Annotated in this window: 17 protein-coding genes and 1 pseudogene; 8 read left to right on the top strand and 10 right to left on the bottom strand. The window is 44.2% G+C overall.

All coding sequences use genetic code 11. The features are described from left to right. Positions 1-45 precede the first annotated feature (45 nt). The 5 genes from NYR53_RS02630 to NYR53_RS02610 all read left to right on the top strand — a co-directional run bounded on the left by NYR53_RS02630 (position 46) and on the right by NYR53_RS02610 (position 3,097). A complete protein-coding gene (locus tag NYR53_RS02630; RefSeq protein ID WP_261303803.1) occupies positions 46-279 on the top strand; it encodes a hypothetical protein in 234 nt (77 codons plus the stop codon). Between the two features lie 91 nt (positions 280-370). Next, entirely contained in the window at positions 371-1,012 is a 642-nt protein-coding gene (locus tag NYR53_RS02625; RefSeq protein ID WP_261303802.1) for a thiamine diphosphokinase, read from the top strand. A gap of 107 nt (positions 1,013-1,119) precedes the next feature. Beyond that, positions 1,120-1,392 carry a helix-turn-helix domain-containing protein gene (locus NYR53_RS02620; RefSeq protein WP_261303801.1) on the top strand — a complete coding sequence of 91 codons (273 nt, stop codon included), beginning with the start codon at positions 1,120-1,122 and terminating at the stop codon, positions 1,390-1,392. Between the two features lie 158 nt (positions 1,393-1,550). Further along, entirely contained in the window at positions 1,551-2,555 is a 1,005-nt protein-coding gene (locus NYR53_RS02615; protein WP_261303800.1) for a polysaccharide deacetylase family protein, read from the top strand. A gap of 92 nt (positions 2,556-2,647) precedes the next feature. Continuing rightward, complete coding sequence (locus NYR53_RS02610; protein WP_261303799.1) at positions 2,648-3,097, top strand: PilZ domain-containing protein; 450 nt, start codon at positions 2,648-2,650, stop codon at positions 3,095-3,097. Here NYR53_RS02610 and NYR53_RS02605 read toward each other — a convergent pair. The 5 genes and pseudogenes from NYR53_RS02605 to NYR53_RS02585 form a co-directional block, all read right to left on the bottom strand. Continuing rightward, positions 3,090-3,581 (bottom strand): GAF domain-containing protein, encoded by a 492-nt coding sequence (locus tag NYR53_RS02605; RefSeq protein ID WP_261303798.1) that lies wholly within the window; start codon positions 3,579-3,581, stop codon positions 3,090-3,092. The genes NYR53_RS02610 and NYR53_RS02605 overlap by 8 nt on opposite strands. Before the next feature lie 585 nt (positions 3,582-4,166). Further along, positions 4,167-4,343 (bottom strand): annotated as a pseudogene (gene araD / locus NYR53_RS02600) (L-ribulose-5-phosphate 4-epimerase); the annotation flags it as partial. Positions 4,344-4,384: 41 nt separating this feature from the next. After that, entirely contained in the window at positions 4,385-5,566 is a 1,182-nt protein-coding gene (locus tag NYR53_RS02595; RefSeq protein ID WP_261303797.1) for an S-layer homology domain-containing protein, read from the bottom strand. Between the two features lie 270 nt (positions 5,567-5,836). After that, complete coding sequence (locus NYR53_RS02590) at positions 5,837-6,286, bottom strand: hypothetical protein (protein ID WP_052228691.1); 450 nt, start codon at positions 6,284-6,286, stop codon at positions 5,837-5,839. Between the two features lie 123 nt (positions 6,287-6,409). After that, complete coding sequence (locus NYR53_RS02585; protein WP_261303796.1) at positions 6,410-8,029, bottom strand: methyl-accepting chemotaxis protein; 1,620 nt, start codon at positions 8,027-8,029, stop codon at positions 6,410-6,412. A 336-nt stretch (positions 8,030-8,365) separates the two neighbouring features. Between NYR53_RS02585 and NYR53_RS02580 the strand changes: the two genes are divergently transcribed. Together NYR53_RS02580 and NYR53_RS02575 are read left to right on the top strand one after the other, a co-directional pair. Continuing rightward, positions 8,366-8,932: an RNA polymerase sigma factor gene (locus NYR53_RS02580; RefSeq protein ID WP_047678747.1), complete on the top strand. Its 567-nt coding sequence runs from the start codon at positions 8,366-8,368 to the stop codon at positions 8,930-8,932. Continuing rightward, positions 8,919-10,226: a hypothetical protein gene (locus NYR53_RS02575; protein WP_261303795.1), complete on the top strand. Its 1,308-nt coding sequence runs from the start codon at positions 8,919-8,921 to the stop codon at positions 10,224-10,226. Before NYR53_RS02580 ends, NYR53_RS02575 begins: the two co-directional genes overlap by 14 nt. 28 nt (positions 10,227-10,254) lie before the next feature. Here NYR53_RS02575 and NYR53_RS02570 read toward each other — a convergent pair whose 3' ends face one another. The 5 genes from NYR53_RS02570 to NYR53_RS02550 form a co-directional block, all read right to left on the bottom strand. Beyond that, positions 10,255-10,782, bottom strand: coding sequence for a YfiT family bacillithiol transferase (locus NYR53_RS02570; protein WP_261303794.1), 528 nt, complete (start codon positions 10,780-10,782; stop codon positions 10,255-10,257). A 305-nt stretch (positions 10,783-11,087) separates the two neighbouring features. After that, positions 11,088-12,572, bottom strand: a complete 1,485-nt coding sequence (locus NYR53_RS02565; RefSeq protein WP_261303793.1) for an HD domain-containing phosphohydrolase — start codon at positions 12,570-12,572, stop codon at positions 11,088-11,090. Positions 12,573-12,743: 171 nt separating this feature from the next. Further along, positions 12,744-14,189, bottom strand: coding sequence for a flotillin family protein (locus NYR53_RS02560; protein WP_261303792.1), 1,446 nt, complete (start codon positions 14,187-14,189; stop codon positions 12,744-12,746). Positions 14,190-14,226: 37 nt separating this feature from the next. Then, positions 14,227-14,751: an NfeD family protein gene (locus NYR53_RS02555; RefSeq protein WP_496198163.1), complete on the bottom strand. Its 525-nt coding sequence runs from the start codon at positions 14,749-14,751 to the stop codon at positions 14,227-14,229. A gap of 250 nt (positions 14,752-15,001) precedes the next feature. Continuing rightward, positions 15,002-18,082 (bottom strand): S-layer homology domain-containing protein, encoded by a 3,081-nt coding sequence (locus tag NYR53_RS02550; protein ID WP_261303790.1) that lies wholly within the window; start codon positions 18,080-18,082, stop codon positions 15,002-15,004. 135 nt (positions 18,083-18,217) lie between these two features. On the opposite strand from NYR53_RS02550, the gene NYR53_RS02545 reads away from it, so the two are divergent. Beyond that, positions 18,218-20,047: an O-antigen ligase family protein gene (locus tag NYR53_RS02545; protein WP_261303789.1), complete on the top strand. Its 1,830-nt coding sequence runs from the start codon at positions 18,218-18,220 to the stop codon at positions 20,045-20,047. Positions 20,048-20,146 lie beyond the last annotated feature (99 nt).

Raw genomic sequence — 20,146 nt, 5'->3', positions numbered from 1 at the left:
CGTTGGAAATGGTATGAATGAGCAACAGGAAAGGAGGAATACAGCATGTCGAATGACAAATCGATGGACCCCATGACTGGCGACATTGTTGAGACAGACGGTATTTATGCCAATGAAGCAGGACGAGAGGTTACGCTCAAGCGCGGCGACGAGTTTCCTGCCGATCTTATTTTGGGACGAACGACTTGGGAATTGCAAGGCTTCGCCGATGAAGCCGTGATTGATCACGACCAATCTGAGCTTAACCCTATGCGCAAGCGTGTGGACGCGAGAACCTAATCATAGAACCGGGCTGCGAGGCATGCAGCTCGGTTTTTGCCTGCGTATGATATACTAAGGGGATGATATATCAAGCGTTGGGGGAAAAAGCATGAACGGAAAACGAATTATCATTGTAACTGGAGGGACACTCGGGGATTGGGCGCTTGGCGACATTCATGAGGATGACGTGCTCGTAGGATCGGACCGTGGTGCCTTATATCTGATTCAACATGGCTATGCGCCGCATATTTCACTTGGTGATTTCGATTCTGTCACTGCCGAAGAGTTGAGCCGTATTCGCTCTTCAAGTCTCACTTTCATCGATTGCGACCCGGTCTTCAAGGATTTAACCGACACCGAAATGGCCTTTAACTGGGCACTAGCTCAGCAGCCTGATCAAATCGTCCTGCTTGGCGCGCTAGGCACACGCTTCGATCACTCGTTAGCCAATGTACATCTGCTTCGCAAAGGTACAGAGCAAGGCGTCTCCTGTTCCATTGTGGATGCCAACAATCAAATTATTGTCATTAACCAATCCACTCGCATATTGCGGGGGAGCTATACACATATATCCTTGCTGCCGCTCAGCTTGGAAGTAACAGGCATCACGCTGCACGGTTTCCAATATCCACTTCATCAAGCGACTCTTCAGATTGGACAGTCCCTCGGAATTAGTAATGTACTTGAGGAATCGGAAGGGCTCATCGAACTCCAAACAGGCTTATTACTTGTTATACAAAGTAAAGATTAAGCAAAAAATTTTAAAAATAGACAATCTCATATGAATTCTATAGGGATTAACTCTGTTACAATGAACTGTACGCCATACATTAATTAAGATATTGAGGTCGTTCAAGCATGCAGCATGTATATGAGAATCCGGTAAAAAGCCTTCATCATAAGAGTGTGGAATCCGTCATAACCCAATTTGCAGCCTTACATGTGCTTACGAACAGGGAAGCCGAAATAATAGGTCTTATCGCGCTCCATGGCTACAGTAACAAAGAAATAGCCGACCACTGCAGCATTAGCGAAAAAACAGTTAAAGTCCATATCGATAAAATTATGGATAAAGTCGGAACACGATCGATGCGCAAGCTTCTAGCTGCCATCATCAGCAACGCAGTTTAACGCACGCGCCAAATACTGCTATTTGAACTGGAGACAGTTTGGATAGCAGTATTTTATATGAGGCAGTCTCTCTAGCTGGATAAATTAGGTATATTTCTTCCAACCTTTGCTTACAAATAGAGTTATAGATTATTCCTCTAGAAATGGTTGGTGTGCCTATGAACTACCAAAGAAAGCGAATCTTTTTTTATTCGGTTCTAGCAGGTCTATTTACTATACTTCTCCTACTCGTATTCATCGGCCTAGACTCCTCGGGATATCGATTATGGGGGTCCTCACAAACAACGACAATGATCCCTCATCAGGTCAATGCTCAGATCGTCGAACCTCCTTCCCAAGCTCCGATCGAGGTCTATCATTTTGCCCTGGACAAGCCTGCTCCAAGCTTAGAAACAATAGCTGATCTACCTCTCCTAGTGGAACCCCAATTACCTGCGGCCTCCTCCGTTACATTGGATACTTACGTTCCAATAAAACCAACACCTCTGCCGTCCAAAATTAGCATACCCGTCCTCAACTACCACAGTGTCACGATTGACCCAGGGAATGTTGTCGTTATTTCCCCAGCCAAGCTGGAAGAGCAGCTGGCGTATCTTCATGAACACGGCTACACCCCAGTCTCGCTCGCTACGTTTATTAGCCTTATCGAAGGAAACGGAGTCGAGGCTGCTCCAGAGAAGCCAGTGCTGCTAACTTTTGACGACGGATACATAGATAACTATGAGCAAGCGATGCCTCTTCTTGCCAAATACGCCTTCCCGGCCACCCTCTTTATTTCACCAGAGATGAACGATCAGGAAGGTTATCTGAACTGGGAACAGATCAAGAAAATGCAAGAAGCCGGTTGGGACATTCAACCTCATGGGATGACACACCCTCATCTCCCGCAGCTTTCCGCGGATCAGCAAGCCTACGAAATCTTAGAAGCCAGAAAGCAAATTGAGGACAAGCTCGGAACCAAAGCCGATGTATATTGCTATCCTTATGGCGAATATAACAAAACGACGTTGAAGCTTCTTAAGGATCATGGATTTCGTTATGCTTTCACGATTGAACAAGGCTTTGCAACAAACCAGCAGTCCCCCTATCTGCTCAAAAGGCTTTTTATTAACGGAGAAGAAAGCCTGAAATCGTTCATTCGCAAGCTTTCGTCACACGATTAGGCAGCAATATTTTCAAACCCATTAAATGAAAGGTAGTTCAAATAAATCATCAATATAGTATAATAGTCCTATCAACCATGAGGAGCAGTAATATGTCACAAGCAAATAAGCGCTCCAGCTTCCGTCTCAATCTTCAAATTCCTTTATCCGCCTTGTTCAAAATCATTGGTATCAAAAACAAGGCAGCCGACACCAAACATTCTAAGATTATGATAAGAGATATAAGTTCAGGCGGTATACGTATACACACCCCATTGAATCTGCCTATCGATATGAATTTACTGCTGGAATTCACTTTTCATCTTTTTCATCAAGAGATCAAAGTATTGGGCGTCCTCACACGAAAAACGATGCTGAAGCCAACCCTCTATGAATACGGGATCGAATTCAGCATCGCAGATCCAATCATGGAGCAGCAGCTCACCAGTCATCTGATCTTATTAGGTGCTCGTTTAAAACATACCAACATGCTAGCTAGCTGCAGCTTCTGTTCCGATGAGGATATGGAGGATATTTTCTCTACCACCTATGAGATTACATAGCAGCTGCAAGTTTCTGCACAAATTGCTCCAAATACTGCTGATCGATGTCATCAAATCGGCTCTTGATAGGGCTATCAATATCCAGCACTCCGACGAGCTCATTATTTACAAGGATCGGTACCACGATCTCCGACTGGGATGCCGCATCGCAGGCAATGTGACCTGGAAATGCATGCACATCTGGAACAAGTACCGTTTCCCGACGTTCAGCAGATGTACCGCAAACACCTTTCCCCAGTGGAATCCGTACACAAGCCGGAAGTCCTTGGAACGGCCCCAGCACGAGCTCCTTCTTGTCACTTGTCTCATCCAATAAATAAAAACCTACCCAATTCACATCGCTCAAAAACTGCCCGAGCAGCGCAGCGGCATTAGCCAGATTTGCAATGCGATTAGGCTCGTCATGTATCAAAGCTTCAACTTGCTGAATCAGCAAGGCATAATTATGTTCTCTTGTTCCCTCATAACTTGATTTCGTAAACATCTCTCGTCATCCCTCTTCCCCAAATCATTCCTACCTGCTTATCATACCAAAAGAAGGCGCCCCTTCCCAAATGTAAAAAAAGGGCGATTCGGCTTACGCCCGCAAATCCCCACCGACGAGGCTCAGAAACCGCGCTTTCAAAGCAAAGAAAAACGGCTTACGCCGTCCTTGAATTCGAGAGTCTATAAAAGTTGACGCAAGGCAAGTTACTCTTAAGACGTATATGTTTTATACATTCGCTTGCTTATCCGTGGGCTCACAATAACTGCGAAAGTGCAGGTATTTTGCTAAAATCGTTTGAATAGAGGAAACGCCTGCTATTATGCAGGAATTTTTAGCTTTTCCATCTTGAAATTAAAAAAAGACCGTAAAAGCCTGCACGATTGCAGGAATTTACGATTAGGAGCTATTCAAAGAAAAAAGGCATGTATAATTGCAGGCTTACCACAACAGTAGTCACTTCTTCTCGTTAAAGTTCACTCCAACCCAAACAACATATAAATTATCTTCAAAAAAGACAGTCAGCAACGTGCGCCAACTGCCCTTCTTTTATCCTTTGCTCCGCATCAACGGAGCCGTTTATCCTTACTGCCCGTAATAAGCGTTCGCTCCGTGCTTTCTCAGGAAATGCCGATCCAGCAGCGTTTGATCCATTAGCTTTACCTCGGGGTTCAAGTTGTAAGTGCGGTAGGCAATCTTCGCTACCTCTTCCAGTACAACTGCGTTATGAATCGCATTGTGCAGATCCTTGCCCCAGCTGAAAGAACTTGTATGTACAGCTTTTACACGCATTTTATGTAAATTTAGGAATGAATAATTGAAAAAATAATCGTTTTCCCATCCGCTTCTAACCGAGTTTCAACAGAGTAGCTGCCGATTTGTTTCGTTGTGGTTTCAAGAATACCTTTAGTCGCTGCGCGTTCACAAGCGTCAGTAAACTGGCGATAGAAAATGTCTGCGTCATAGCCAAAAAGGAAATCCGTGAATTTCCGGATGCTCTCCGTATTACGAGCAAGTGCCCCGTTTTCTAAGTGCACAGTCACGCCATAGGTTATAAATTGAGGATCTAACCATAAGGATACTTCATTGCTGTTGCGCACATCGGCGGTCGCACCGCTCATCACCAGCCCCTTGGCCTCGGCATCTCGGAATAAGCGCAGCGTTGTTTCTTCAAGGTCGTAATTCGCTCCTCGCAGCTTGCCCGCTTCCTCCATCACATCGTAGGCTTGCAGCATTCGCTGATCGGGAAATACCAGCTTCTTGTAACTGCCATCCTTCGTAGGTACGACTTTGATGAACGCTTCACTTCCGCTTTTCACACTGATGCGCTTCGACTTCGTCTGCAAACGAGCAATGATTTGCAGCGCTTCAGCCCGGGTAACCGTTCGTCCAACGCCGAAGTAACCGTTCGGGTAGCCTTCCATGATTCCCTTTGTCATGGCCTCGCCGATAAATTTCTGCTGTCTGGCCGTCGCACTATGAAGATCACCGAATTGGGAAGCTGCTTTGAGACTGTACACTTCATCTTCCAAATACTCGGTTTCCTTGAGTAAATAGTAGAGAATTTCGGCCACATCTTCGCGTTTTAGCATCGCTTTATAGTCACTGAACTGACCTTTACTTATAAAATGAAGATCACTAGCCAAATCCAAATAAGGCTTGGCCCAATATCCGACTGTGTTCGGTTTGAATGTGAAATCCCGATAATCCTGCTGCAAAATGCTTTGGTTGCTCGCGCTTAGCGTTTGCAAAAAGCTCGATTTCCATTTGCGTTCGCCGTTCGGATATTTATCTGTAAAAGCGAGCAGCACGATTTTCACAAATTGGTCCGCAGTCACAGTATCATCTGGCCGAAAAGTCCCATCAGGAAAGCCATCCAGCAACCCCTGCTGCACCATCTGATTAATCGTCTGCTCCGCCCAATGGCCTCGAATGTCCGTCATACCGGCCGCTTCACTCTTCCCTTGTACGACACCTATTGTCATTACGCAACAAATTGTTGCAATTGTAAGCCATTTGTTCAGCTGTAACATCTTATTACTCTCCGCTTCTCCATGAGTTTTTGGCATCGTTTACACCAGTCTTTAGGATAAGCCTTCTACTATGCTTTGAGAACAGGCTTAAAGCCTAGTGATCCAAGGGGCCAAGAACTATCCACCTTGGGACTATAGCCATAGGGATGGGTATGCAAAAAGACCATGCTTTCTACACAGGTAGAAAACACAGTCCTTACTTTCCATCGATAAACAGCTCATTTAGCCGATCTTTTTCCCAGCACCCACGGTTATAACTGAATTATAATAGCGCAGCCAATCTGTTATGTACAACATTTTGGTCAGGAAATCTGGAGCATTCCCCTGTAAACTCGCATACTTTTCTTGTTGCAGCAGTTTATGCATCTCCCAGCTTTTCACAAATATTGCTTTGATGAAAGCTTCCTCCGTTTGCGGCTTATGCAGATCCGTCCCGCGCGAGAGTTCGATTTCCTCAATAATAACGCCTCGATAATAAGGATGAACGTTCACTAGTTGCCCCATATCAATGTAAGCAAGACCTGTAAATTCGAAAGGCAGCCAAATTAAATTCGTCTTCCTGTCTTCCAGTTTAACTGTATAAGCTAAGCCCAAGTTCAGAGCAATCGGCTGTGGATAGTTTTTAATTTGTCCAGACCGCAAATGATCCACTATATGCTCAACGAAATTCATGGTGTTCTCCCTCTCCGAAGGACCTGATCTTTCATCCAGTGTCCTTACTTCATATTGCGCGTTAAGGCCTTCTATTGTCAAGACACCACTTGAATGATCTTATACCTCTTTAATGTGATGCTCCTACACTTTAAACCGTCCAACAACACTTTGTAAGGCTTCCGCCGTTTCGCTAAGACTAATGACCGATTTATCAATGGCTTCCATCGCGTACAATTGCTCTTTCGTATGAGACACAATGGTTTGGGATTGCTGCGATGATTGCTTAGCTAGATGAGCCATCTCCGCAATGGAAGCAGACACTTCCTGAGATCCAGCGGACATTTCTTCTGTGGCAGAGGAAAGATCCTGCACCTGTTCAGAGATATTGGCGATGGCTTGAAGAATCCCTCCAAACATGTCACCTGACTGTATGATTAGCTGCACACCGTGCTGCACCTCATCCTTCACCTCCTGCATGGAAGTCACAGAAGCCAAGGCATCTTCTTGTATTCCTTTAATAATATCATTGATTTGCGAAGTAGACTGGATCGCTTGCTCAGCTAACTTCCTTACTTCCGTAGCCACGACAGCAAAGCCTCTGCCATGCTCCCCTGCTCTTGCGGCTTCAATCGATGCGTTAAGCGCTAGTAGATTCGTTTGTGAAGCGATCCCTGTGATGACATCCACAATATGATGGATTTCCTGCGATCTTTCCCCTACTCGATCAATAATTTGCGTAGAGGTTTGCACGGATTGCTCAATCCGATTCATTTGGTGGATGGAATCTGCAATGGTCGCATGACCTCGCTTCGCATCTTCCCTAGCATCTAAGGAGGCTGCCGCTACTGTAGATGAGGATTCTGCCATACGCTGAATCCCTATGGCCATCTCTTCCATGGCTCTTGCGCTTTCAGATGCACCTTGATCCTGTGCCGCATTTCCCGCAGCGACTACATCAATTGCATGAGCGATTTCACTCGTTGCTTGTATGGTAAGCCTTGCGTGGTTCCCCAGCTGACCCCCAGAATGTTGAACCGCGTCCGCATTCACGGCGGCTTCATGCAGAAGGGAGCGAAGTTGACCCACCATATTATTACAAGCATCAATTAATTGCCCAGTTTCATCCTTACTCATCTTCCCATCCAGACGCGTGGTAAGGTCGCCACTTGCAACGCGACGCAAGAAACCTACTGCTCTCGTAATAGGCCTCGTGATCAACCGCTCTAATGTAAAAGCTAGAATTAATCCAATCACAACAACAGCTACGCTAGAAATAATCAAAGTCTTCACCAATTGCGACATATCATGATCTAATTTGTTTTGCGCTTCTGCGTACTTCTTGTCATATGCAAGCACAAGTTTATCTGTTAACTCGTAAATTTGATTTTTGGCTTCATCGGTTTCATCGTCTACTTTCTTATATTCCGCTTTCAACTGTTGAGCTGTATATTTATTTTGATTGTTATAGACCGCTACCACCTTATCGAACATCTCGATGTACAGTTGGCTTTGCTTAACAATATTCCCGGCCCACTGGCGCTCTTCATCCGTGCTGGCCGATGCATGTATACTTTCAACCATTTCAAGAAATGCCTTCGAGTTCTCTTGATATTCCTGAATAATCTCTTTATTTTCGTTGATGATCAAATCTGCTTGATTACTGTAGAGAATGCCTACCATGCTTTTTAAAGATAAGGCAATCTTTTCGTTGGTCATACTGGCCATTTGTTCATTTGCACTGAGCTTAGTTGATTGTACCATTTGATAGGATAGTCCAGTTGAAACCATAAACAGCAAGATCAGAGTGACAAAACTTATCAGAAACTTAAAGCGTATTGAATGTATAAAAGAAACCAAGAGCCCCACCGCCTTAAGAGTTTTATTGTAGATTCTTCTTTACCGCTGCAAAAAGATGTCTCTCATCGATTCTCTCCCTTGAAGCAAATCTCCTCCAGATTTCGAGCTATGTCATTTTTCAAATTATTCGTAGAAGTCCGACCCATCTGCCAATTCACTTTCGAATCCTATAAGGCATGATTTTTTTAAAAAAAACGAACTTTTTTGTGCTTGTAACGTCTAATTCAGAGAGGTGAGAGAATGGAGACGACCGGTGTCCATGTATTTGAATATTTAAAGTACGTATCTGAAACCACGGATCAGAAAGTGATTCTTCGTAATATAATGGAAACTTATGGGAATGACGTCTGGAATTATGCGTTTAGTATTTGCCGGAATTCAGATTTAGCTGATGACATTACGCAGGATGCTTTCTTGAAAGTATATCGCAATCTTACTACATTCCGCGGCGAAGCTTCGGTCAAAACCTGGCTGCTTACCATTACACGTAATACCGCATATGACTACCTACGTAAAGCATTCTGGCGCAAAGTTACACTAGTGGGCTTCATTCAATCTGCAGGCACATCACAATCGGCAGAAACAGAAGCCATGGAGAAATTATATGCTAGCGATATATGGAAAAAAGTGATATCTCTGTCCCCAAAATACAGAGAAATTCTAATTTTGCATGCCCATTATCAGCTCTCAACGAAAGAAATGGCTGCCATCCTTAACATCTCGGAGGGAACCGTTAAATCCCGACTTCACCACGCCAGACTCAAGGTGATCAGTTTGAAGGAGCGTGAAGCGCTTGAAAACTCCTGATCCAGATGATTTACATAAGCAATTGGAATCAGGACCGCTTAAGCAAACTGGCTTTACTTCCAAGCTTCAGGGCGAGATCGAAGAAGCGATTGAGCGGAAGGAACGAGCGAAGCCGAAGGTAAAGCCCCTACTCTGTTTCGCCGGACTCGGCGCAATAGCTGCTGCGTTACTGCTCTTCCCATGGCATACAATTCATACTCAAAGTGATGCGGCTCCTGCAATGGATGCTTCTGTTACGACTGCTGCGTCCACTAGTTCGTCACCAGCCCCAATAAGCACCGCACTGCTTATTGGGCTAAGGACCGAGCGTGAATCTAACAATACTGAGGCTCAGCATGCTTTAGGACCCATTCGTTACAGTACTTATCGAACAATGCTTATAGCGCCGGTTCGCGGCCAACTGCAGAAGACCTCCGAGGGCACGGGAATTCTCATGCCTTATAAGCAAAATTTTTGGAAAATCGATTCCTTGGTTCACAAAACGAAAACAGACGAGATCCACTATTTATCCGCTCATTTAGCGGACCAGCCCGTGAAACCAGAAGTGTTCCCAGATCAGGCTGACGAACAGTTAAATCGCGTGGAGACCCTGTTATTCGCTGGGAATCAATATGTTTCCATCGCTGAATCGGAGGAGGCTTGGCGAGGTAATGCCCCTTACCAAGCGGAACGCATCTGGGTTCGTACCCTCCCACAATTAAAGGAAGGGCATACCGTACAGTTCTATAATAAACCGGTGGACAAGAACCATGTATCGCTCACCGATCTGTATAGCAGCAGCATCAGCAGCCTTCTTGCAAATGTACCGAGCAGCTCTACCAAATTGCTTGGAGAGATTACAGGCCAAAGCTGGACCGTCCAACGTGAACCAGGCCGCTGGGTCGGCAAGGTCGCTGAGACGCCGCGAAGTAGTGCAGCGACACCAGATAACTACGTTCTTCACGACTTCCCGCGCGAGCTGCCTGATAAAGTCATCAATCACGATGAGCTTTGCTGCTCCTGGAGCGCCATTCAGTCTTCGTGGCCGTTAGCAACCGATGCGTTAACTTCGCCGATGAATGATATGATCGTCATTTTCGAGAACGGCAAGCTCAAGTTCTACCCTTACGGGCAAGCGCCGGGGAATGCTCCACAGCTTAGCATAGACCTCCAGCCTGGCGAGAAACTCGTCATGGCGCAGTGGGCAACCGATCACTACGTACAAGAGTGGATCGATAAAGTCGGACGTTATTTGAATGCTGACCAGGCTGAATCGAACTTCAGTGTCGAAGTGGATAATGGAAAAACCCGTTAAGTCCTGGGACTTGACGGGTTTTCGTTGTTTACCAGCCCCTGCGAGCGCGCAAGCTCGTAATGTGGGCAATATGATGATTACCATGCCATGCGTAATTGCCAACGTTCCAATCCAGTCGAATCGTCTTCCCCGACTCTGGATGTACGAATGCACGTGCAAACTGCTCATGCTGCATATCGTGCAGAACCATCATCCAGCGGCTGTGCAATGCATCTAGCAAGGTCAGCGACAACTCCACCGGAGCCGACTTGCCATCGCTAAGCTCAGCCCAGCGCTCCTCGTAGTAAGGTCTGATCGTCGGCTCTTCCTCCGTCAGCGCCAGTTTAAACCTTGTGTAGCTGTTCATATGGCTGTCTGCTACGTGATGCACGACTTGTCGCAGCGTCCACCCTCCTGGGCGATAAGGCGTATCCAGCTGCTCATCAGACAGCCCGGCAACCGCCTCACGGAGCCTACTTGGCGTCGACTCGATATCAGCCATCCACTCTTGCAACTGTTCTCGTGAAATTTCACCTTCGTGTGCAAACAATCCAATAGGGAAGCGCAATTCATCCATATATGACCAACCTCCAGCATCTTTTTCTCTATTATAGCGGAGTTTTGCTAGACTGCCCATAATGTGGAAGGGTTAAGCGCTACAAAGCCACAGGATGCCCGCTTTCTCCCACTCATCAGCAACTTTAACGCTATAAAACATCGCTAACTCAACAACTAGCTAGTCAACACTAGCTTTAGCGATGTAAAACATCACTAAAGCCATCAAGTCCCCTCCTTCCACCCGATAACTCTCCTCGCACCCATTCAACAACAAAAAAAGGCCTCACAACCCGCAAACCCCGCGGCTGTGAGACCTTTCCTTCTCTAAACCTTATAAACATCAATAAACCTTTGAGCGAATCGGGGATCCCACTGGGTCCCCTTTCCCTCAGCGAGAATGGCCAGTGCCTTCCGGGCCGGCATCCCTTTCCGATAAGGACGATCGGAAGTCATGGCATCGAAGGCATCAGCTACCGCAATGATGCGGCCGAACTCGGGGATATCCAGGCCCTTCAGGCCATCCGGATACCCGCCGCCATCATAGCGCTCATGATGAGAGCGCACGCCTGGAAGCAGAGGCGCCATAGCCTCAGCGGGCTCGATTTGTTTCAAAATCGATTCACCGAGCACGGGGTGCAGCTTGATTTGCTCGAACTCCTCGTCGGTGAGCCGACTTTCCTTCAGCAGCACATCGTCGCGCACACCAATTTTGCCGATATCATGCAGTAGAGCGGTCTTGTTCAATAGATCTAGCTCGTGCTCGTTCAAATCTACAGCTCGTCCAATCATCAACGAATACTTGGCGACACGCGTCGAATGACCTGCTGTATAGGCGTCCCGAGCATCTAGTGCAGCAGCTAATGTGGAATAGTAGCTCTGCAGCAATTGGTTGTTCATTTTCTCACGCGTTTCAAGACCCTTAACCATGTGGTTGAAGCCCGCAACAAGCCGCGAAAATTCATCTGAATATAAGTCCGAGGCTCTTACTTGCAGGTCACCGGATTGGACTTCTTTCATTGCCCTATATAAATCTCCTATTGGCTGCTGAATGTCTCTTGCCAGCATGCGCGCCCCTAAAGAGGAAAAACCGACACCAAGCAGTAAAATGATCCCCGCCCATTTCCAATAATCGACCGTCAACTCCGAGGACTGTGAAATCAAACGAATTTGGGTTGCTAAACTAAATAGAAAGAGCGGCATAGTTCCAATTAGAAAAGCGCTTAGCTGAAACTTTCGTTGAATCGATACGATGACTCGTCCATCCAAGGAAACATCTTCACCATAAAGTCGCTGTCCCACTTCCCGTATATGTATGAGCACCGGTCGAATGGCCTGAGCTGTCGTGAAGAACTCAAGTAAAGCATGCATGCTAGCAACAAGAACCGCCCCGATACCGGCGAGTCCAATGTAATAAACCGGTAGAGATAACCAACCTCGTGCAATCCCGATACTAGCCATCGTCATAGCAGGGATCGATAAGCCAAGAAAGTGCGGGCCCATGATCCGCATCACCGAAAGCGCCGGAAATCGGTGCGTTTGCAAATAGGCTTCTCGGATGGCCGCTAGATCCGGAGTCTCCTGCTCCAGCATCTGGCGAATCGGCTTCATGTGCTTGCGAAACACTGCGATTTCAGCAAGTATCATCACGCATAGCGAGGTGATCATTATGAAGAATACGCGCATCATTTCCGCATTTGAAATCGATAGAGTTGTAGAAATGATAACTCCGCCTACTACAACAACAGCGATCCCAGAGCCCATGATATAATTTAGCAATAAATTCCGTAGAAACTTTCTGTATATCTGCACGATGTAAAATCCTCATTTCTTTGAAACTAACGATCACTAAGGTGAAATCCAGTGTTTTTTTCATTGTATAGCAATTCAACCGTTTGCGCTTTAAATCTAAAACATTTTTAACAAAAAAAATCCTCAGCCTGAAAGCCGAGGACATTGCTCAATTGCTCAATTACATTCACGTTATTCCGATTCCTTATTTAAAATAAGTTCATTATCCTTGCCTAGAAATGCACGCGCAAGATCTGTCACGCTTTTACCCGTTAGCGTCTGTGTAATTTCCGGCACTTGCGCGATCATTTTGGCAATATCGCCCGTTATCCGATTCACGCCTGAGGTCGTTCCATCTTGTGAAATCACCGTAATTTTATCTACATTGCTTAGCGGCGTCGCAATTTTCTCAGCCAATTCCGGCAGTATGCGAAGAATCTCCACCGTAACCGCGGCCTGCGTATACTGTTTGTAAGCCTCTGCCTTCTTCTCCAGCGCTTCAGCCTCCGCAAGCCCCGCCAAGCGGACGACTTCCGCATTCGCCTTCCCTTTGGCGAGCTCCGCTTCCGCAGTCGCTTCGCCGCGTTTTCTCGTCGACTCCGCATCCGCCTCGGCTTCGAGAATTTGCCTCTGCTTATTGACTTCGGCGCGCATAATGGCAGCCAGTTTCTCCGCTTCAGCCGGCTTAATGACCGACGCTTCGAGCTCTTTCGCCTTCAGCTCGACTTCAATCTGGCGAACTGTCTTGTTCGCTTCCGCTTCCATCTGCCGGATCTTCACCTGTTCCGTTACGAGCGACTGTTGAATCTGCTTCTGCTTCAATTCATAAGCCAAATCCGCTTCCGCCTGACGGCTTGTCGTTTCCTGCTTAAACTCCGCTTCCTTCATGCTAAGCTCTTTGCGGTACTGCGCTTCCTTCGCCGATGCGGCGCTCTCTGCCTCAATCTTTAACTGATGGGCTTCTGCACGACGAATCGCGGATTCCTTCTCTGTATCTGCCTGACGAATTTGGATATCCCGCTCCACTTCAGCTCTGGCAATACTAGCACTTTTGCGAATACGCTCCACTTCCGGTACGCCCAGGTTCTCAATGTAGCCTTGATCATCAGCCACTCGTTTGAGCACGAAGGAGATGAGACTCAGCCCCATTTTATCCAAATCCTCTGAGCACGTTTCCCTCATCTTGCTGTTCAGCTCATCCGGATTCTTAAGAATGGCTTCCACAGTCAATTGTCCAACCAATCCGCGAAGATGCCCTTCTACCGAATGCAATATCATCATTTCCCGCTCTAACAGTGTGTGGTCAAGAAACTGCTCCGAGGCTGTACCGATCGCGACTGGATCACTTTGGATTTTAATCTGAGCCACCGCCTCAATTTTGAGCCGTATGCCCTGCTGAGAAAACATAGGTTGATCCGGCTTCACATCGAAGCTCATGAGCATCATGGAGATCGTTTTATAGCTTTGAAAACCAGGGATGACGAACGTCCCGCCGCCTTGTACGACCCTTTTTCCACCTAAACCGTACACAATCATCGCTTCATTCGGCGGTACCTTCTTGTACGCTTTCACAATCGAACCCAGTAAGATAAAAACGACAACAACAATCGCTACAACCGTATACAAAATTCCCAACATAAACGCATAACCTCCCTGTAGTTAATTGCAGCTGCTATTATGGGTTAAACCTTGTTACCGTCGCAATACCTTTATTCATGTGCAAAACGACGACCTTTGTCCCTTTCGGGATGGATTCCCCATTCTCAGAACGAACACTGATGGAGCGCGTAGTGCCATGCATCACAAACATCATTTCGCCCATACCCTTCCCATTAATCGGCACAGACAGCTTCCCTAACTGACCACTCAGATCAAAATCGCTCTCTTTCATGCTGTTGTCATGCTTATAAATAACTTTGGCGTAGAGAAGGAAGAAGAGCCATCCTATGAGGAGACCCGCACCAATCGCGATAAGCAGAATGAGCAAACTACTCGTCATCCCAATTTGATTGAGCATATACCCCATGCCGCCAAACACCGTCAAACTAGCTAAAATGGAAGATAAGTTAAAAAAAGACGGTCCACCATGGCCATGGGCAGCCCCGTGATCCGCATGGAACTCAAAGAAATCGCCGCCAAAAAACGTAACAAGTACCGTAAGTACAAGGCCTACAAAGAAACATATGGCAAACAACGTCATCAATTTTGTCACCCTCTTACAGACGTAATATACAGTATATTTTATTTCTTAAAGCATAAATCTAAGAACATCAATTTCATTCCATAATTTAACATTGCATACACTTTATAGACGCGAATAAAAGGAAAAAGTTTCACGGCCTCTTTTCACTCTTTGTGAAAAGAACTTCTTGCAATCCAAAGAATAGAAAAAACCTCCTACGAAAGTAGGAGGAAAGTTTCGGGTGGCTCAATTGAGGCTTTTTCTTATGTTAATTAATAAATTGTACGTATTGCAGGAATCGTTTCAACATCACCGTTGCTTGTGCTCTTGTCGCATTTTCTTTAGGTGAGAACGATTGGTCAGTTAGACCATTTACAATATTGGCTTCTATTGTCTGAGCCACTGCTGACTTAGCCCAGTTACTTATTGCATTGCTATCCGTGAAACGGGAAAGCTTTTCTTGTGACGTAGTTGATTGCACTGCTTTACCCGAAAGTTTCAAAGCACGGGAAATCATCATGGCCATTTGCTCTCGTGAAATATTTGCATTCGGAGCAAATTCTTCAGCAGAGTTTCCTTCAACAAGTCCTAATTTAGCAGCAGTGTTTACTGCATCTGAAAACCAATCTTCAGCTTTCACATCACGGAAAACAACTGATTTAGAATCGGTATTTAGGGCTAGTGATGAAACAAGCATTGCAGCAAATTGTGCGCGAGTTACATGTTGATCAGGTGCAAAAGTTGTTTCATTCATCCCTTGTACGACAAACTTGGAAGCTAACATTTCAATGTCAGCTTTAGCCCAGTGAGTGCTGATATCACTAAATGCTTTACTCAACTTAACAAGCGTATACATACTATTATGCGGCGATTTAATGGTGATCTCGGTTTTCCCATTTATATGCGTCACAACGGCAGGAATGAAACTCATTTTTCCCGTTATCGGATCAAATGAAACCACCGTTGACTTATCGCCATCTACAATTGATGGTACTATAATTTTTCTTTCAACATAGGTTCCTGAAAAATCATTGATTTCAACTTTACCGGATCCTGTCTCTGCTGTTATCGTAAATTCGATAGGGTTTGCAATCAATGTTTTAACAGAGGGATTTGCTTGTTGAAGTGCTTGGTATGACTTCTCTGATGCCTGCGTCACGGAAATCGTCACTTTTACATCTTTAAGATCCGCATTTAACTTACCAGTTAAATCTTTAAAAATGCTAACTGGCACCTGATAAGAACCTGTATCCGATTGAATAGAAATAATAATATCCGAATTCGACTTAATCGCATCTACCAAAGAAGCGGCTGGAATATCAATTTTAGCCCCAGCTTCCGTACCGATTACTTCCACTGAGATTGTTTGATGATCTTTATCTTTACTCTTTACTGCATCAAGAGCTTTACTCAGTGCTTCAGCATCAAGTTTTACACGCGAAACTTGTTTGCCGTCTGAGCCAGCCTCTTTTGTAACATTCAATGAGCCAGAATCCAGTTTGACACCATCTTCTGTAGGCTTAGGAGAGTTATCTATAAAGCCTCCGCCACCTGGAGCTCTTGGAGCTGCTTTTAATTCCGCTATTTTGGCTAAGGCATCAGCCAACTTTGTTTGATTTACTGTGATTACCAACGCTTTTTGAGCGGTTGTTAATTGATCAAAGGCGGTTTTCGCCTCATTTACAGCCGTTTCATTGGCTAAAGTTACACTCGCTGCCGCTGGTAGAGCTGTAATTTTTGCTGTTACTGCTGCGGCAGCATTGGCATTTGCTACGCTAGTAGAAGTAATCTTGACTGTTTGTTGTTCTAAGAAAGTGTCAATAAGCGTTCCATCATAGACATATTGATCTAAGAGATAATTATTATGGTTATCTGCAGTTGTTGAAATAGATGCACTAAATTTATCTCCCGACCAAAGAGGTAGCCTTATCTCATTCGCTCCACTAGTTGGCGACATTTTAAGAACATATTGCTCATTAGGTTCTAAGCCTTTATCAAGCATAAGAGCTAATATACCTTGTCGTAAGAGAATGTCACCTGAATACCAATTCTGGATACCAACCACTGATTGATCCGAAACTTTTATTAATTGGAAGTCAGAAACTGATAAATTTTCACGCTGTATGCTAGTAACATTGTGCGCCCCCAATCCATTTACAGGCCAAATATCATGAGGAAACTGTATGTTCAAAAAATTCCCTTCTCCTCGTGAAGGAGTAAACTTTGCAATTTCTTCATTCGGTCCAAACCAGTGACCTGCTTCTTTATTATTAAAGAAAAATGTCGGTATTGTTTTAAAATGACCAAACATAAAAATCTCCGAGTGAACTACATTTGCAAATTTACCATCGTACTCAACATAAGCGGCAAAATCAGTAGGATACAATTTCGGTTGAAAAATCATATTTTCAATATTTGTTACAGTAATAGAATAATCTTTACCGGGCAAATCAAAATAATACTCTAAAAACTTACCAGCAAAACCAGGTGAATTATAGTTTATCCAATAACGACCTAGATCAGATTGACCTTTAATTGCCTGGTCATTATAAGTGAAACTCTCCACAATAACCCCTGAAGCATTCTTGACATCAAACTTTGTACCCTTCACAGAGATCCCATTTAGGAACACTCTACCTTGATAGTGATAACCATCTGGCTCTACGGCCGATTGGAGAGTCACCTTCTCACTTAGCGGTGATTCGTTGCCTAGCACATCAACTGTACTCAATTGAAGATCTATAGGCGGCTGATTAAAATAATAAGGCGTTCTCCATTCATTGTTCCAAAAACCTCCACAACATGATTCACCCGTCAACTTGCCATTCCTATATTCTCTTATGCCACTTTGAAATGTCTGATTGAGTGAATCCCAGTTGATCCGCCAGTACCCATGGTCAAAGGTCGCAACCAGACCAGTAGGCGCTCTAAGATTAGGATTATTCCCACTGTTATAGCTATAAACATCACCAGTTACATTGTTTTTTGTTGAGTAAACAGGTGTACTGCCTTCATATACAACCGCGGTAACAGGCTTAAGACCTTTAAGCTCACTACTACCCAACTCATTTAAATCGTAATAATAGCCATTATTAAAAGTCTTTGTAAAATTCATATTACTAACAACCGTTTTCGTCCCGTACGTAGCATCATTTACACTAACGGAAAGCGAAGGCTTGTCCGAATAAATGAAACCATGAACTTTACCAGTTACAGGATCAAACTGTAGATTAAACAAACTTGCTGCCGTTGCTAGAATCGGGGTAAATACATTCAACAGTAAAAATAAAACAAGTGCTGCAGAGGCCCTTTTTGTGAGCCGTCTAGTTAAATCTCGTTGCAATTTCAAGAAAATTCCTCCCCAGGTTGATAATCCCTATGTAGATACCAACTAATAATAAGAGATATCAGAAATTCCGACAATACTTGAGCCCTATGTATTATAATGAAAAATAGGAACATAGAATCAAATTTTACTTAAATTTTGTTAAACGGAGTGATTATACCTATTGCGCACCTTGTAAAGCCCCCAAAAATATATAAAAATCCGGAAAATTGGAAATCCCTTACTTCACTTGTCGTACTCACCCTTTTTTTCTGTATTGCTCTTTTCCAGCATGGGCTGCTTTTTAAAGAAGAGTATTTGACGATTGGTGGCATCCTATATGCAATAGCTGCTATCATCTTTTCGGGAGGGCGAATGCCCTCTCATCCTGCATTTTATGTCTTAACTGCCTTTGTCTTTTTATATTTTTTGGTTACTATAAATGCTATTAATAGGCAAGAATCACTCTCAGTATCTTTTCGTATCGCAATAGTACTGCCTCTATTATTGATAGCAGTACAGCTTACGAAAGAACACGCAATAGCATTGGTTCGAATGTTAGTCTATATTTGTTCCGGTTGGGTTATTTTAGGGGTACTCTTCAACCAATTCCGAGAAGGACGTTTCGAAGGATCACTGGAATATGCTAATACATGGGGAATATTGCTTTTAACTGCTTTGATATTATCCTTGATGCTATCAGCATTAGAGAACAAGATCCATTACATCTGTCTATGCTCCTTATTAACATCAGGTGTCATATTAAGTGGATCCCGCACTGTTCTGGTACTTTTAATAGTCACTGTACCTGTTCAATATTTGGCATTTGGAAAAGGAAATAGAAGAAATCTTCCTCAAGTATCTTTAGCAATTAGCGCAGGAATGATCAGTGCCCTAACCTATACATGGTCTAAATGGGCTTTTATTTGCTCTGTTCTTATCGTTGCATTATTTATTTTATTCACTCAAAAAATACAAGCTAGATTACTATCCATAACAATAATTCCTATCCTTTTAGTGCTGACCGGGGTTATTTTTTGCTCCAGCAACACTACACTTCTACAACGATTGATTCATATTAACCCGCACGCATCTGAATGGAGTTCTCGCTTAGGATACTACAATGACGCTTGGCTAATGATTAAGGATTTTCCCCTATTGGGATACGGTGGGGGAGCATGGAACATTTTGCAATATCAGTATCAAACTGCTGCCTACTCTGTCCGTTACTTACATAATCACTGGTTGGAAACTTGGATTGAATCAGGTGTAGTTGGCGTATTGCTCTTCTTAACTCTTGTTTTACTGTTTATATGGAAAGGCATTTCCGTATTCAGAATTGCAGAAAACTCTACAAAGATATGGGTCGTAGGTTGTCTATCAGCTTTCGGCTGTCTTCTGGCCCATAGTGCAGTTGATTTTACGTTTGATTATTCCATTCTGTTTGGTCTATGGGCTCTTTTGGGATTGATTATCCCTATACATTTGAATGAAACTACTCAAAAAAAAGAATCACTACACACCAGACGGCGTCTCCGAATCCTAGTTTCATTAGCTCTTGTCATAATATCTTATATTTCTATCCGTCTAGGCATTTCAGAATCTTTAATCTTACAGGCCGAGCAATTACCTAGTCATTTGAAAAACAATCCTCAAGCGATTCAACTGCTTGAACGTAGTTCATCTCTTGCCTTCATACCATCAGACCAACATTCAAGAATGGCCTATCTCTTATTAAAAGATTACCTTGAAACAAACAATTCAACGAATCTTAACCGCGCAGCTACCGAAATAAACTACGCTTTGTCTATGAACCCAAGAGATGTTCATGTTTTATTTCTACGATGTCAAATCGATTACGCACAAGGAAATAGAAAAAGTGCAAAGTTAGAACTCCAGAAACTTAAAAATCAGTTTCCTTTTCGGACAGATATTCAGAGCGAGCTCGAAAAATGGGAACGAGCATCGGCTGCCATTTCCACTTCCTAGGAAAATTCACTACACCGCGCATCCTTCTGCTACTTCCAGCGTATAATCTTTCGACGACTTTATCGCTTATTCTATTAAACCTAAGGAGTAGATTATCAC

Source organism: Paenibacillus andongensis, from assembly GCF_025369935.1.
GTDB lineage: Bacteria > Bacillota > Bacilli > Paenibacillales > NBRC-103111 > Paenibacillus_E > Paenibacillus_E andongensis.
This window is presented reverse-complemented; position numbering and strand designations above follow the sequence as displayed.

Excerpts from the sequence above, each read along its gene's own strand:
- NYR53_RS02580 (WP_047678747.1), top strand. The coding sequence starts at position 8,366 with ATGGAGACGACCGGTGTCCATGTATTTGAATATTTAAAGTACGTATCT.
- NYR53_RS02630 (WP_261303803.1), top strand. The coding sequence starts at position 46 with ATGTCGAATGACAAATCGATGGACCCCATGACTGGCGACATTGTTGAG.
- NYR53_RS02595 (WP_261303797.1), bottom strand. The coding sequence starts at position 5,566 with ATGACAATAGGTGTCGTACAAGGGAAGAGTGAAGCGGCCGGTATGACG.
- NYR53_RS02615 (WP_261303800.1), top strand. The coding sequence starts at position 1,551 with ATGAACTACCAAAGAAAGCGAATCTTTTTTTATTCGGTTCTAGCAGGT.
- NYR53_RS02610 (WP_261303799.1), top strand. The coding sequence starts at position 2,648 with ATGTCACAAGCAAATAAGCGCTCCAGCTTCCGTCTCAATCTTCAAATT.
- NYR53_RS02585 (WP_261303796.1), bottom strand. The coding sequence starts at position 8,029 with ATGGTACAATCAACTAAGCTCAGTGCAAATGAACAAATGGCCAGTATG.
- NYR53_RS02605 (WP_261303798.1), bottom strand. The coding sequence starts at position 3,581 with ATGTTTACGAAATCAAGTTATGAGGGAACAAGAGAACATAATTATGCC.
- NYR53_RS02625 (WP_261303802.1), top strand. The coding sequence starts at position 371 with ATGAACGGAAAACGAATTATCATTGTAACTGGAGGGACACTCGGGGAT.
- NYR53_RS02560 (WP_261303792.1), bottom strand. The coding sequence starts at position 14,189 with ATGTTGGGAATTTTGTATACGGTTGTAGCGATTGTTGTTGTCGTTTTT.
- NYR53_RS02555 (WP_496198163.1), bottom strand. The coding sequence starts at position 14,751 with ATGACGTTGTTTGCCATATGTTTCTTTGTAGGCCTTGTACTTACGGTA.
- NYR53_RS02590 (WP_052228691.1), bottom strand. The coding sequence starts at position 6,286 with ATGAATTTCGTTGAGCATATAGTGGATCATTTGCGGTCTGGACAAATT.
- NYR53_RS02570 (WP_261303794.1), bottom strand. The coding sequence starts at position 10,782 with ATGGATGAATTGCGCTTCCCTATTGGATTGTTTGCACACGAAGGTGAA.
- NYR53_RS02620 (WP_261303801.1), top strand. The coding sequence starts at position 1,120 with ATGCAGCATGTATATGAGAATCCGGTAAAAAGCCTTCATCATAAGAGT.